Source organism: uncultured Subdoligranulum sp., assembly GCF_937890665.1.
Map to the genome: position 1 here is coordinate 20440 of NZ_CALADU010000075.1, position 13091 is coordinate 33530.

The following is a 13091-nucleotide window of genomic DNA, read 5'->3' on the forward strand; positions in this document are numbered from 1 at the left end:
TTTGCGGCGAAAAAATATTATAATTATAACAAACTAGTGTGAGAGTATGCCATGTCCGGCTGGGCGTGGACTTTTTTAGAGGTGAACACCCATGGTATATAGTATTTTTGACCCGAAGCTGCTAGAAGGCGTCCAGACCATTCATTTCATTGGTTGCGGCGGCTCCGGCACTTATCCGTTGATTCAAATTTTGCACAGCCGCGGTTTTTCCATTACGGGTTCCGATGTGGAGGAAACCAAGAATACCGAGGCTGAGCGTGCGCTGGGGGTAAAGGTAACCATTGGTCACAATGCAGAAAATCTGGGCAATGCTCAACTGGTGGTTTACAGCGCCGCCATCCACGATGACAACCCGGAACTCAAAGCCGCCAAAGCGCGAGGCATCAAGGCGGTAGAGCGCAGTGTGCTGTTGGGGTATGTTAGCCGTATGCATCCCCAGAGTGTGGGCGTGGCGGGTACGCATGGTAAAACAACCACTACCGGTATGATCACCACGATGCTGGAATTGGCTGGACGGGATCCGGCGGCGGTTATTGGCGGAAAGCTGCCGCTGATCGGCGGTTATGGCAAGGCTGGTAGCGGCCAGAGTGCCGTGATAGAGGCTTGCGAATACCATGAGACGTTCCTGCATCTAACCTGCGCGGTGGGTGTGATCCTAAATATCGATAACGATCACCTCGAATATTATGGCACCATGGGACAGCTCAAGCTGGCTTTCCAGAAGTTCGCACTTTTGTCTCGTACGGTGGTCTTTAATATGGATGACCGCAACACCGTGGACGTGATGAATTCCATTGACCGTCCGGTGCTCAGCTTCGGCATCACCGAGGAGGCTCGGTTCCGCGCTGTGAATGTGGCGGAATACAAGCCCGGCTTCTACGAGTTTGATGTTTTGGAATTGGGCGAATTCTTTGCACACATTCGGCTGGGTGTTCCGGGATACCACAATATTTATAATGCGTTGGCGATGTGCTGCTGCGTGCGTCCTTTGGGACTGAAGCCCGAGGATGCCGTACGTGCGGCGGAAGCATTTCATGGCACCGGCCGCCGTTTTGAGATCAAAGGCGAATGCAACGGAGCGGTTATCGTGGACGATTATGCCCACCATCCCACCGAATTGGCGGCGACGATGAAAACCGCGAAAGGCCTTGGCTATAAGCGGGTGATTGCGGTACATCAGCCGTTTACCTACAGCCGTACGAAGATGCTGATGGACGATTTTGCCGAAGTGTTGAACCAAGCCGATCAGGTGGTACTTCTGCCGATCATGGGTGGCCGAGAAACGGACGACGGAACCGTTAAGGCGGAGCAGTTGGCGGCCAAGATCTCCGGCAGTGTCGTTGTCGATGGTCTGGAAGGTGCTGCTCGTTGGGTGAAGCAAAACGCCGGAAAAGGCGACTTGGTGGTTTGCATGAGCTGCGGCGATTTGTACAAGGCTGCTGATATGATGGTAGAGCAGTAAACAAAATTCTATGGTACAAAAACAGGCTGTCCAGCAGGGCGGCCTGTTTTTTGATGGAGCCTCTGTCCAGAAGCAGGAAAATGGTATATACTAAAAGCAAACCTATAAAAGGAGAACCCAAAATGAACCAACACTATCTGCAACTTTATGCTGATTTCGTTGTCAAAGTGGGCGTCAACGTGCGCCCGCGCCAGAATTTTATTGTGCGCTGTCCGGTCACTATGCCGGAGTTTGCCCATGCTTGTGTGCGTGCCGGTTATGAGGCAGGTGCCAAACGGGTGATTGTCCGGTGGGAGGATGACCAACTTACTCGCCTGCATATGGAACTGGCGCAAGAAGCCGATTTGTGCGAGATCAAACCGTACGAGCTGCGCAGCTATCTGGACTATGCCGAAGACCCGGACGGCTGCTGCACGCTGGCCATCCATGCCGAGGATCCCGAGGCGCTGGCTGGTCTCGATGCGGGCAAGGTCAACCGGGTCAATCTGGCAAAGCGTACCTTTATGAAACCGTGGCAGGAATACACCATGAACGATCGTGTACAGTGGTGCGTGGTGGCGGTACCGGCACCGGGCTGGGCGACTAAGGTGTTCCCGGATCTGCCGACCGAGGAGGCGGTGGAAAAACTGTGGGCACTGATTTTTGATGTCTGCCGCGTTTCCACGGGGGATCCGGTTACGGCGTGGCGGGAACATGTTGCCAAGACGAAGGCACGCCGGGACCAGCTTAATGCGTGGAATCTTGACCGCGTACACATCACCAGTGGTAACGGCACCGATCTGACGGTAGGCATTGCACAGGATGCCACATGGGAAGGCGCTTCCAGCAAATCGGAGAGAGGCATTGAGTTTATTGCCAATGTGCCCACTGAGGAAGTGTTCTGTGCGCCGGACCGCAACCGGGTAGACGGAATCGTCTATGGCACCAAGCCCTATGTGTACAATGGCCAGCTCATCGAAGGCTGGCATGTGACCTTCCGGAACGGTCAGGTGGTGGAGCATGGCGCAGAGAAAAATGCGCAGCTTTTGGCGGAACTACTTTCCACTGATGAGAATGTGAATCGGATCGGAGAGATTGCGCTGGTGCCGGTCTCCAGCCCCATCAATCAGAGCGGCGTACTCTTCTTCAACACGCTGTTCGATGAGAATGCGGCCTGCCACATCGCTTTTGGCGCAGGCTATCCCACCAACATCAAAGGCGGTGCCTCGATGACACGGGCGCAGTTGCTGGAAAAGGGTCTCAACGATTCTGCTATCCACGAGGATGTGATGATTGGTGCCCCGGATACCCATATTACCGGCATTACCCAATCCGGAGAGGAAGTAACGATTTTCACGAACGGCGAGTGGGCGTTCTAATTACAAACAATAAAACTCCCGGACGTGTATTGGTCCGGGAGTTTTATTTTCCTTATTTACTGTAGGCAAAGACTTCGGCAAAGCGTACCACGATCTCTTCAAAATCTTGCGTATTATAAGAATCCAGCCAACGAGCGGAAACGATCCGATTGCCCTGTACCAAAATCAGTTGCCGGAATACGCCGCTTTTGTCGCTGTAAGCCCAGACTGCGTCGATTCCGGGCAATTCGGGTATGGTTTGTGGTTGGTCGGCAAGATTGTCCCAGCGGCTGTGCAGGTCGCCGACCAACCCTTGCGCCAGCCAACGAAACCGTGTTTCGTAGTAGTCGACCTGTAGGAAGGTGTCCAGCATGACTTCGTCGTTTTGTACGACACGACCGTTTTCCTGATATTCGATTATGGTAGGGGCTAGCAGGGAGTGGCGTCGCTCGATGGTGTTGTGATCGGAAGATTCCTCCCGTACCACAGTGCCCTCGGCCAAATCCCCCAGCGTGGCAAAGGGAAGCCCTTGGATATCTTGTTCGGAGAGCACGGGCGGTACTGTGCGACTGGTGTTCAAAAGGAGGGCAATCAGGAAAACACCCAAAAGGGGAAGAACAAGAAGCTGCAGCCCATTGGCACATTGATACAACGGAGCGCTTCGACGCCAATTCTTGTGGTGATCCGGTGGGAGGCCGCGGCGCAGTCGGCTTCGCAGTGCGGAGATGCAATACAGACCACGAGCGGTGGAGAAGAGATTCCAGACCGCAAAAACGAACCAGAACAAAATCAGAACTGGAAATTCTACGAGAAAAAGGATCAAACGGTCGGAATAATTTAGAAAAATGTGAAGTAGAAAAGCGGCAATAAAACCCAAAAAGGACCACAAGGCGGACTTCCATGCCATTTTTAGGCTGATGGCCTGTACAGCGGGATCGGTGTGCAGTTCCGGAGCAACAGGATTTTTACAGGCGTAAATGAAAAATTCGTCCTGTCGGCAGATAAAACGCCATCCGGCATCTTCGTATAAAGATTGTTCTTGTGCGTCAGGTGCTAAGGGTGGTCCGGCGAGTATACTGCCTGTTAGACGGGCTGCCGTCAGGCGGTAACGCATCGTCATAGGGATACCGCGCCGAAACCGGGCGGTGGTCAGCCCCCAATGCTCTAGAAATAATCCCTCCTCCGCCATCTCACCAAGCCAACTTTCACAGGATTCTACATCATAGGGCGGGCAAGGGATCAGACGGCGTGCCATTTCTTTGTTGGTAGTCTTCATCGCGTTGCTCTCCTTTCGGCAGCGTGGCAGGAGCGGTGATTTGAGCGCGGGCGGCGTCTTCCAGACAGCGCTGCAGCCGTGCTCGTTCTGCGTCGTAAGCTGCCTGTCCGGCAGCGGTTAGGCGGTAATATCGCTTGGTGCCTACTGTTCCGGCTTCAGCTACAAAACCTTCGCTTTCAAAGCGAGACAACAGTGTATATAGGGTGGCGGGCCCCAACCGCACTGTGCCGCCGGAGATCTGGGAGGCAAAGGCGGCAATCTCGGTGCCGCAGGCATCTCTGCGGGTCAGGGCCATCAATACATAGAACATGGACTCGGTCAGATTTTCAAACGCGTGCCTTGGCATCAGTGTTACCTCGTATAACGATATCGTCTAATGATATTGTAAAACGATATTTCCCCTATGTCAAGGGAACCTCTTACATTGTTTCATAAAATCGCAGAAAAAAGCCTTTCCCATGGCTTTTTTGCCGGTGGGGGGTTGCATTTTTGATAGGGGTGTGGTATATTTTTACTGTTCGATGATGATTTTATTGGAAAGTGGGCCGTCAAGGTCCGCTTTCTTTTTATGATAGGGAAGAATAAGGAGCGTTTGCATGGCAAAACAGCAAAACAGCGGCGGCGCGGCGAAGACCGTCGAGACGCTGGTGCGCCCCACGGTGGAGGGCATGGGTCTACGCCTGTGGGATGTTCGTTTTGAAAAAGAAGGGCCCGACTGGTTCCTGCGGGTGCTGATCGACCGGGATGAGCCGCTGGATACCGATACCTGTGAGGCGGTCTCCCGTGCCATTGACCCCATTTTGGACGAGGCAGACCCCATCGACCAGAGCTACTATCTGGAAGTGGGCAGTCCCGGTTTGGGCCGCCGTCTGACGCGACCTGAGCATTACGAGGCGCTGCGCGGCCAGAAGTGTGCGGCGCATCTCATTCGCCCGGACGAGGCAGGCCGCCGCGATGTGGCGGGGATCTTGCAAGGGCTGGATGCCGACGGCAATGTGACGCTGACCGATGGAGAGGAAACCTACACCTTCCCGGTCAAAGCGGCAGGGTACGTCAAACTTTGTGATGATGAAGATCTGTTTGGCTGAGTGCCAAGTTCTGTATTTGTGTACTGAAACCTATATTGGGAGGAAACCGTAAAAATGGCTACTGCGAACAACGAATTCTTTGAGTCTTTGGCTGCGCTGCAGAAGGAGCGTGGCTTGCCGGTAGATTACTTGATCGAGAAGATCAAGGCTGCAATCGTCATCGCCGTTAAGAAGGATTATGAGGTAGAGGACGAGAATGTGGTGGTCGATATTGACCCCGAGATCGGTGCGTTCCGGGCCAGTCTGCTGCGTGAGATTGTGGAGGAAGTAGAAAATCCCCACACGCAGGTCAGTCTGGAGGATGCCCAGAAGGTCCGCAAGAGCTACAAGGTAGGTCAGCGGATGGTTACCCAGCTCAAGACCAAGGAATTCGGCCGCATTGCCGCTCAGACGGCCAAGCATGTGATCCGTCAGGGTCTGCGGGAAGGGGAGCGCAACCTGCAGTGCAGTGAAATGCAGTCCCGTGCTCACGAGCTCATCACCGCTACGGTGGTATCTGTGGATCCGGAGCGCGGCAATATTGTGCTGGATCTGGGCAAGGGCGGCAGTGCTGTGCTGCCCCGCAACGAGCAGGTCCCCGGCGAAACCTTCCACGAAGGCGAAACCGTGCAGGTCTATGTGGTGGATGTGCTGGCGACCGATCGCGGCCCCCGCGTGACCATCAGCCGGACGCATCCCGGTCTGGTGAAGCGGATGTTCGAGCTGGAAGTGCCGGAGATCTATGACGGCACGGTGGAGATCAAGGCCATCGCCCGTGAGGCTGGTGCCCGCACCAAGTTGGCGGTTTGGAGCAAGAACCCGGATGTGGATCCCGTCGGTGCCTGCATCGGTGCCCGCGGCGCCCGTGTGGAAAAGATCGTGCAGGAGCTGGGCGGCGAGAAGATCGACGTCATCCGTTGGAGCGAAGATGTGACCGAGTTTATCTCGGCGGCGCTGTCTCCGGCGAAGGTCGTCAAGGTGGAACTGCTCCCCGGCGAGACCAAGAGCTGCCGTGTCACAGTGCCCGATCACCAGCTCAGCTTGGCCATCGGCAACAAGGGCCAGAACGTCCGTCTGTGTGCCCACCTGACCGGCTACAATATCGACATCCGCCCCGAATCCGGCTACTATGGCGAGGATGAGGAATAACCCTTAAAACGATTTTCCCGGGCAGTTATTCCCGGATTCCATTTGAAAAGAGGTCGGCTACTTGCAGCAGCAAAAGCAAAAAAAGATCCCGGTGCGCCGTTGTATAGGCTGTAATGCTCAGCGCCCCAAGCGCGAGCTGGTGCGCGTTGTGCGCAGCCCGGAAGGCGAGATCAGTATCGATCTGCGCGGCAAAGCGCCGGGACGGGGCGCATATCTCTGTCCTTCGGCAGCGTGTCTGGCCAAAGCCCGCAAGGCGAAGCGGTTGGAGCGCACGTTTGAGGTCCCCATTCCCGGGGAAATCTACGACCGGTTGACCGAGGAAATCCAATGCGCGGAACAAAGTGCAAAGGAGGCGGCAGACCATGGCGAGTGATCAACACCCGTTGTTGGGCGCGCTGGGGCTTTGCCGTAAAGCCGGCAAGCTGCTGCATGGCTATGACCGCGTGCAGGAAAATGCCCTGCGCGGTAAGGTGGCGTTGGTACTGCTTGCGGCAGACGCCAGCGAACGTACCGTAACACATATGCGCAGTGCTTGTGAGGGGATCGTGGCTTGTGAACAGATGCCGCTGACCACCGCCGATTTGGCGATGCTTACCCCAAAACCCGCCGCTGTGTTCGGCGTAACGGACGAACACCTTGCGCAGCTGTGCGCAAAACATCTTACCTGATGCAGAGGAGGACCAGAGTTTATGGATTTTAAATATAAGATTGCTGATGTTGCCAAGGAGTTCGGCGTACCCGCCAAGAAGGTCATCGAGACCGTTTCGCCCATTACGGGGGAAGCCTACAAGACCGGTGGGACCTTTGGCGAGAAGGAACTGGATTTTCTGCTGGAAAAGCTGACTCGCGAGAACGAGGAGTCCAGTCTGGATGCGTATCTGGCCAGCGGTGCCAAGGAAGAGGTTAAGCCGGCCCCCAAGGCAGAGAAAAAGCCGGAAGCCAAAAAGCCCGAAGGCAAGAAGCCGGAAAACAAGCGCGAGAACCGTAAGCCCGAAAAGCAGGCGGAGAAGCGCAACGAGAAGCGTGTCACCCTGCAGGAGCTGGCCGCCGATACCGGCATCAAGAAGCCGGTGGCTGCCACCGAGCAGGTGCAGGTCAACCGGGCGCAGGTGTCGGTGGATACCCGCACGGTGGATGTTAACGTGGATAAGTTCAACGCTCGGTATGACGATCTGGCCGATAGCCGCAACATGCCCAACAAGCGTAAGAACCAGCCCACCGGCAAAAAAGAAAAGTTCAACAACCGCAACAATCGCCGCGGCCAGCAGTTTGGCCGTCGCCGTGAGACGGAAGCTGAGCGCCTGCAGCGTATCCAGTTGGAGAAGGCTCGCAACGCGCAGCTCAAAATCTCCATTCCCGATGAGATCACCGTCGGTGAACTGGCCAGCCGCCTGAAGCAGACCGCTGCCAAGGTCGTGGCTAAGTTCATGCAGATGGGCGAGATGCACGCGGTGTCCGATGTGGTGGATTTCGATACTGCCGCCCTCATTGCCGAGGAATTCCACGCCAAGGTGGAGCATGAAGTGCATGTTTCCATCGAGGAACGCCTCTTTGTGCAGGAGGAGGACAACGCCGCCGATTTGGTGGAGCGTCCGCCGGTTGTCGTGGTCATGGGCCACGTCGACCACGGCAAGACCTCCATCTTGGATGCCATCCGTAAGACCAACGTCACCGCAGGGGAAGCCGGCGGCATCACGCAGGCCATCGGTGCCTATCAGGTCAAGAGCGGCGACAGTGTGATCACCTTCTTGGATACCCCGGGTCACGAGGCTTTCACGGCCATGCGTGCCCGCGGTGCCAACATGACGGACATCGCGGTTCTGGTGGTGGCTGCCGACGACGGCATCATGCCCCAGACCATCGAGTCCATCAACCATGCCAAGGCAGCCAACGTCAAGCTGATCGTGGCTGTTAACAAGATGGATAAACCCACCGCCAACCCGGAGCGGGTCAAGGAGCAGCTCACCCAGTACGAGATCGTGCCCGAGGATTGGGGCGGTGATGTGGCCTGCATTCCCGTGTCGGCACTGACGGGCATGGGCATTTCGGATCTGCTGGAGCGCATCGTTCTGGAAGCCGAGGTTATGGAACTCAAGGCCAACCCCAACCGCCGCGGCAAGGGCGCTGTGGTGGAGGCTCGTCTGGACAAAGGACAGGGCCCCGTGGCCACGCTGTTGGTGCAGAACGGCACCCTGCATAAGGGCGACTGCTTGATCGCCGGCACTGCCGTGGGCCGTGTGCGTACCATGCGGGACGACAAGGGCCGCGAGATCACCGAGGCCGGTCCTTCTACGCCTGTGGAAATCACCGGTCTGACCGAAGTGCCGGAAGCGGGCGAGCTGTTCGAGGCCGTCGAGGACGAAAAGCTGGCCCGCGAATTGGCTGACAAGCGTATGACCGAGGCCAAGGAGCGTCAGTTTGCCGCGTACACCAAGGTTACTTTGGATAACCTGTTCGACCAGATGGCTGCCAACGATATGAAGGAACTGCCCATCGTGGTTAAGGCCGACGTGCAGGGTTCCGCTGAGGCTGTTAAGCAGAGCCTCGAAAAAATCTCCAACGACGAGGTCCGGGTTCGGGTCATCCACGCGGGCGTCGGTGCCATCTCCAAATCCGACGTTTCGCTGGCGGATGCCTCCAATGCCATCATCATCGGCTTCAACGTGCGTCCCGATGCGGTGGCCAAGGCAGAGGCGGAGCAGACCGGCGTGGAGATGCGTATGTACCGCGTTATCTACGACGCGATCAATGATGTTTCCGACGCTATGAAGGGCATGTTGGCGCCCAAGATTCGCGAAGTGGCTCTGGGCGAAGCGCAGGTCCGTCAGGTGTACAAGATTTCCAGTGTGGGTACTGTGGCAGGCTGCCGCGTTACCAACGGCAAGATTACCCGGGATGCCCAGCTGCGTCTGGTCCGTGATGGTATCGTCATCTGCGAAGATGCCATTGCCAGCTTGAAGCGCTTCAAGGACGATGCCAAGGAAGTGGCGGAAGGTTTTGAGTGCGGCATCACGCTGGAGAAATTCGCCGATATTAAGGAAGGCGACGTCTTTGAGTGCTTTAAGCTCGAAGAGTATCGCGACTAAGTTTTATGACCCAAGCAGAAGGGCGGGGCAGAGCCTTGTCTTCTCTGCGGTAATTTGAGGATAGAAAATCATGCCAAGCAAAAATCATGGCCGTATGGCGCAGGACATGAAGCGGGAACTCATCGCCATCATTGGCGAGATGAAAGATCCCCGGGTGACCGGCGGCCTGTTGACGGTCACGCGGCTGGACGTAACCCCGGATCTGGATCAGGCCAAAGTCTACATCAGCGTGATGGGACGGGAAGGCGGTCCGGAACCCGTGGTCAAGGCTTTGAATAAAGCCTCCGGCCATGTCCGCACCGAAGTCAGCCGCCGTATGCATATCCGCAAAGCACCGCGCTTTGTGTTTGTGGCGGACGAGGGCGCAGCCTATGCTGCCCACATCAATCAACTGCTGGGAGAACTGGCAGTTCATGCAGACGGCAACGCACAGGACGATGCCGAAAGCGACAGCGAATGATCGCAGCCCTGCGGTAGAAAAAGTACCGCAGGCAGATCTCTCCGGAAAAGAGGAACTGTATGACGCAATCTGTGGATCATGAGACCGTTGTCTCGCGCTTGTTGGGCGCAGACGAGATCTTGATTTTATGCCATAAGAACCCCGACGGTGATACCATCGGCTCGGGGGCGGCCCTGTGTTTGGCGTTGCGCCGTTTGGGAAAAACTGCTGCGGTTCTGTGCAGTGACCCCATCCCCACCATGTATGCGTTTTTACCCATTCATGTGTTTGACGGCAGCTTTACGCCTCGGTTTGTGGTGGCCGTAGATGTGGCAGGGATCCAGTTGTTTGGTGACCGCAACAACATGCCGCAATATGCAGCCCATGTGGATCTCTGCATTGACCACCATGGCTCCAACAGCGGCTACGCCTACGAAACCCTTTTGGATGATCACGCTGCAGCCACTGCTGAGCTGCTGACGGCATTGATCCCCGAACTTGGGGTGGAAATCACACCGGATATCGCCGCTTGCCTGTATACCGGTGTTGCCACCGATACTGGCTGCTTCCGGTTTACCAATACGACGGCAGCCACCCATCGGGCTGCGGCCGCTTTGATCGAAGCGGGTGCCGACGTGGAAAATCTCAACGAGCGGCTGTTTGAATGCCGTTCCCATGCCCGGATGGCAGCGGAGCGGATGGCGCTGGAAAGTCTGGAGTTCTACTATGACAACCGGTGTGCGTTGATCTGCCTGACTTGGGATCAGATTCAAGCCGCCGGTGTGGCGGGGGCGGAACTGGAAGATTTGACCAGCCTGCCGCGCTCGATCGAAGGCGTGGAAGTGGGTCTGACGCTGCGTCAGCAGAAAGATGGCAGCTACAAGATCAGCGTGCGCACCGGTCACGACACCAACGCCTGCAACATTGCACGGCGTCTGGGCGGTGGGGGACATCCCCGGGCTGCCGGATGCGAGATCAGCGGCAATCTGGACAACGCCAAACAAGCTATTTTGGATGAAGTGAAAAAGGAATTGGATCGCAGCGCCTCCCTGAACGCTGCCGAGTCTGAAACCTAATACAACGAACAGAAAAGGAATCCCCATCATGCAAACGCCAAACGGCATTCTGCCTGTGGATAAACCCGCCGGCTGGACCAGCTTCGATGTGCTGGCCAAGCTGCGCGGCGCGCTGGGCACGCGCAAGCTGGGGCACTCGGGCACACTGGATCCCATGGCGACCGGTGTGCTCGCCGTGTTTATCGGCAAGGCAACCGCGGCTGCCGACCGCCAGTTGAATCACGATAAAACCTATGAAGCTACCCTGCGGCTGGGGCAGCGCACCGATACCGGCGATGTGACCGGCACGGTGTTGGAATCCGCCCCTGTGACGGTAGGAGAGGGAGAACTGCAGGCGGTACTGCCGCAGTTTGAGGGTACGCTCCAGCAGTTGCCCCCCATGTACAGCGCGGTCAAAATCAACGGTCAGCCGCTTTATAAGGCGGCTCGCAAAGGGCAGACGGTGGAGCGTGTGCCGCGCCCCATCACAGTCTACAACATAGAGTATCTGGGCAATCTGGCCCCCAACGAGTATACGCTGCGGGTCGCCTGTTCTAAGGGAACGTATATCCGTGTGTTGGCCGAGGATATCGGACAAGCGCTGGGTGTACCTGCTACACTGGCCGCGCTGCGTCGTACGCAAGCGGGGGAATTCTCGCTCTCTCAGTGCCACACATTGCCGGAGATTCTGGCTGCGGCGGAAAGCGGTGCGCTGGCCGAAAACGGCTGGATTTTGCCCGTGGATACGGTGTTCGCACCTCTGCCGGCGCTGACCGTCAATGCGGGGGTCAAAGCCCATCTTTTCAACGGCTGTCCTACCAGCCACTATGCAGCAGCCGATGGACGCTACCGCACGTACGATCAGGAGGGGACCTTCTTGGGATTGGCGGCGGTGGAGAGCGGTGTGCTGCGGGTGGAAAAACTGTTTTGTGAAAGGAATTGAACGTTCGATGCAGATCTACCATTCCATGATCCCCGTACAAGCCCCCAAAGGCAGCGCGGTGGCATTGGGCTACTTTGACGGTGTCCACTGCGGACATCGGATGGTGTTGGGCAGCGCGGTGCGTTATGCGGCCGAAAACGGTCTGACTGCGGCGGCGTTCACCTTTGAACTGCCCGGAAATCAGACGCTCAAGGGGGGACGCATTCTCTCTTTGGCGCAAAAGCACCGCCGTATCGAGAGCCTTGGTGTGGAACAATATCTGGAACCGCCCTTTGAAGCGTTCCGCGATCTTCCGCCGGAGGTATTTGTGCAGAAAGTGCTGGTGGATTGCTTTGCTGCCAAGGCGGTGTTCTGCGGGGACAACTTCACCTTTGGCGCCCGCGCGGCGGGCAATGTGGAAATGCTGCATGCTCTCTGCGAACCGCTGGCCCAGTATGGTGCGCAGGCGGTTTCTTCCACCCGCATCCGGGCAGCACTGGAGGAAGGCCGTCTGGATGACGCCAACGCCATGCTGGGGGCTCCCTATGCCATTGACTGGACCGTTACCCATGGCAAGGGGGTGGGGAGCAGCCGTTTGGGAACCCCTACGGTCAACCAGAATTATCCCCCGGATGCCTTGCAGCCCTGTACCGGTGTGTATCTGACCCGAATCTGGCTGGAGGATCGCTGGTGGCCTGCTGCTACCGGTATTGGCCGTCGGCCGACCGTGGACGAGGACGCCAACGCCGCCGTTACCTGTGAAACTTACGTCCCGGATTTTTCGGGGGATCTTTACGGGCAAGCGCCGGTACTGGAATTCCACCGCTATCTTTGCCCCATTCGGAAATTCCGCACATTGGAGGAACTGTCGGATTTGATTCGCCGTGCTGCGGCCCAAAGCAAGGAGTATTTTGCGGCCCAGACGGTAAAATAATTGCAAAAAACAACGCGACTCGCTCTTGTAATTGTAGGGCGATTGTGGTATACTATTGTCTGTTACCGTGGCCCGGTAGGGGGCGTATGCCTCAAACCTGCAGTTACCCCGTACTGCGCCATCGGCAAATATTACTTGAAAGAGGTATGTATCATGAGCCAGAAATCTGCTATCGAGAAGCAGCCCATCATCGCGAAAGCCGCTCTGCACGAGGGCGACACCGGTTCTCCGGAAGTTCAGGTTGCGCTGCTCACCGCGCGCATCAACCACCTGACCGAGCATCTCAAGACCAACAAGCATGACAACCACAGCCGCCGCGGCCTGTTCAAGATGGTCGGCCGCCGCCGCAATCTGCTGGCCTATC

General features: G+C 56.8%; 14 protein-coding genes. 12 read left to right on the forward strand and 2 right to left on the reverse strand.

Annotation, left to right across the window (positions count from 1 at the left end):
* Positions 1–91: 91 nt before the first annotated feature.
* Both murC and Q0526_RS04155 read left to right on the forward strand, forming a co-directional pair.
* Positions 92–1462 carry a UDP-N-acetylmuramate--L-alanine ligase gene (murC, locus tag Q0526_RS04150; RefSeq protein WP_298731149.1) on the forward strand — a complete coding sequence of 457 codons (1371 nt, stop codon included), beginning with the start codon at positions 92–94 and terminating at the stop codon, positions 1460–1462.
* Between the two features lie 122 nt (positions 1463–1584).
* The gene (locus Q0526_RS04155) at positions 1585–2820 is read left to right on the forward strand and encodes an aminopeptidase (protein ID WP_298731151.1); all 1236 of its coding nucleotides are present in this window, start codon (positions 1585–1587) and stop codon (positions 2818–2820) included.
* Positions 2821–2872: 52 nt separating this feature from the next.
* Here the strand turns inward: Q0526_RS04155 and Q0526_RS04160 are convergent, their stop codons facing one another.
* Positions 2873–4075 carry a DUF2812 domain-containing protein gene (locus tag Q0526_RS04160; protein ID WP_298731153.1) on the reverse strand — a complete coding sequence of 401 codons (1203 nt, stop codon included), beginning with the start codon at positions 4073–4075 and terminating at the stop codon, positions 2873–2875.
* Complete coding sequence (locus Q0526_RS04165; protein ID WP_298731155.1) at positions 4020–4421, reverse strand: PadR family transcriptional regulator; 402 nt, start codon at positions 4419–4421, stop codon at positions 4020–4022. Before Q0526_RS04165 ends, Q0526_RS04160 begins: the two co-directional genes overlap by 56 nt.
* Before the next feature lie 250 nt (positions 4422–4671).
* Here Q0526_RS04165 and rimP point away from each other — a divergent pair, with 250 nt between their 5' ends.
* The 10 genes from rimP to rpsO all read left to right on the forward strand — a co-directional run.
* The gene (gene rimP, locus Q0526_RS04170; protein WP_298731157.1) at positions 4672–5163 is read left to right on the forward strand and encodes a ribosome maturation factor RimP; all 492 of its coding nucleotides are present in this window, start codon (positions 4672–4674) and stop codon (positions 5161–5163) included.
* Positions 5164–5217: 54 nt separating this feature from the next.
* On the forward strand, positions 5218–6291 hold the full coding sequence (gene nusA / locus Q0526_RS04175) for a transcription termination factor NusA (RefSeq protein WP_298731159.1): 1074 nt from the start codon (positions 5218–5220) through the stop codon (positions 6289–6291).
* 61 nt (positions 6292–6352) lie between these two features.
* Positions 6353–6664 carry a YlxR family protein gene (locus Q0526_RS04180; protein ID WP_298731161.1) on the forward strand — a complete coding sequence of 104 codons (312 nt, stop codon included), beginning with the start codon at positions 6353–6355 and terminating at the stop codon, positions 6662–6664.
* Positions 6654–6959: a 50S ribosomal protein L7ae gene (locus Q0526_RS04185; RefSeq protein ID WP_298731163.1), complete on the forward strand. Its 306-nt coding sequence runs from the start codon at positions 6654–6656 to the stop codon at positions 6957–6959. Before Q0526_RS04180 ends, Q0526_RS04185 begins: the two co-directional genes overlap by 11 nt.
* Before the next feature lie 21 nt (positions 6960–6980).
* Positions 6981–9377 carry a translation initiation factor IF-2 gene (infB, locus tag Q0526_RS04190; RefSeq protein ID WP_298731165.1) on the forward strand — a complete coding sequence of 799 codons (2397 nt, stop codon included), beginning with the start codon at positions 6981–6983 and terminating at the stop codon, positions 9375–9377.
* Positions 9378–9447: 70 nt separating this feature from the next.
* Positions 9448–9837: a 30S ribosome-binding factor RbfA gene (gene rbfA, locus Q0526_RS04195; protein ID WP_298731167.1), complete on the forward strand. Its 390-nt coding sequence runs from the start codon at positions 9448–9450 to the stop codon at positions 9835–9837.
* A 59-nt stretch (positions 9838–9896) separates the two neighbouring features.
* A complete protein-coding gene (locus Q0526_RS04200) occupies positions 9897–10892 on the forward strand; it encodes a DHH family phosphoesterase (protein WP_298731169.1) in 996 nt (331 codons plus the stop codon).
* Between the two features lie 28 nt (positions 10893–10920).
* Entirely contained in the window at positions 10921–11814 is an 894-nt protein-coding gene (gene truB / locus Q0526_RS04205) for a tRNA pseudouridine(55) synthase TruB (protein WP_298731171.1), read from the forward strand.
* On the forward strand, positions 11801–12727 hold the full coding sequence (locus Q0526_RS04210) for a riboflavin kinase (RefSeq protein WP_298731173.1): 927 nt from the start codon (positions 11801–11803) through the stop codon (positions 12725–12727). The genes truB and Q0526_RS04210 overlap by 14 nt, the downstream gene beginning before the upstream one ends.
* A 153-nt stretch (positions 12728–12880) precedes the next feature.
* The coding region (rpsO, locus tag Q0526_RS04215) for a 30S ribosomal protein S15 (protein WP_298731175.1) at positions 12881–13091 on the forward strand (211 nt) is incomplete at its 3' end.

Excerpts from the sequence above, each read along its gene's own strand:
- rbfA (WP_298731167.1), top strand. The coding sequence starts at position 9,448 with ATGCCAAGCAAAAATCATGGCCGTATGGCGCAGGACATGAAGCGGGAA.
- rimP (WP_298731157.1), top strand. The coding sequence starts at position 4,672 with ATGGCAAAACAGCAAAACAGCGGCGGCGCGGCGAAGACCGTCGAGACG.
- truB (WP_298731171.1), top strand. The coding sequence starts at position 10,921 with ATGCAAACGCCAAACGGCATTCTGCCTGTGGATAAACCCGCCGGCTGG.
- nusA (WP_298731159.1), top strand. The coding sequence starts at position 5,218 with ATGGCTACTGCGAACAACGAATTCTTTGAGTCTTTGGCTGCGCTGCAG.
- Q0526_RS04165 (WP_298731155.1), bottom strand. The coding sequence starts at position 4,421 with ATGCCAAGGCACGCGTTTGAAAATCTGACCGAGTCCATGTTCTATGTA.
- Q0526_RS04155 (WP_298731151.1), top strand. The coding sequence starts at position 1,585 with ATGAACCAACACTATCTGCAACTTTATGCTGATTTCGTTGTCAAAGTG.
- Q0526_RS04200 (WP_298731169.1), top strand. The coding sequence starts at position 9,897 with ATGACGCAATCTGTGGATCATGAGACCGTTGTCTCGCGCTTGTTGGGC.
- murC (WP_298731149.1), top strand. The coding sequence starts at position 92 with ATGGTATATAGTATTTTTGACCCGAAGCTGCTAGAAGGCGTCCAGACC.
- infB (WP_298731165.1), top strand. The coding sequence starts at position 6,981 with ATGGATTTTAAATATAAGATTGCTGATGTTGCCAAGGAGTTCGGCGTA.
- Q0526_RS04185 (WP_298731163.1), top strand. The coding sequence starts at position 6,654 with ATGGCGAGTGATCAACACCCGTTGTTGGGCGCGCTGGGGCTTTGCCGT.
- Q0526_RS04160 (WP_298731153.1), bottom strand. The coding sequence starts at position 4,075 with ATGAAGACTACCAACAAAGAAATGGCACGCCGTCTGATCCCTTGCCCG.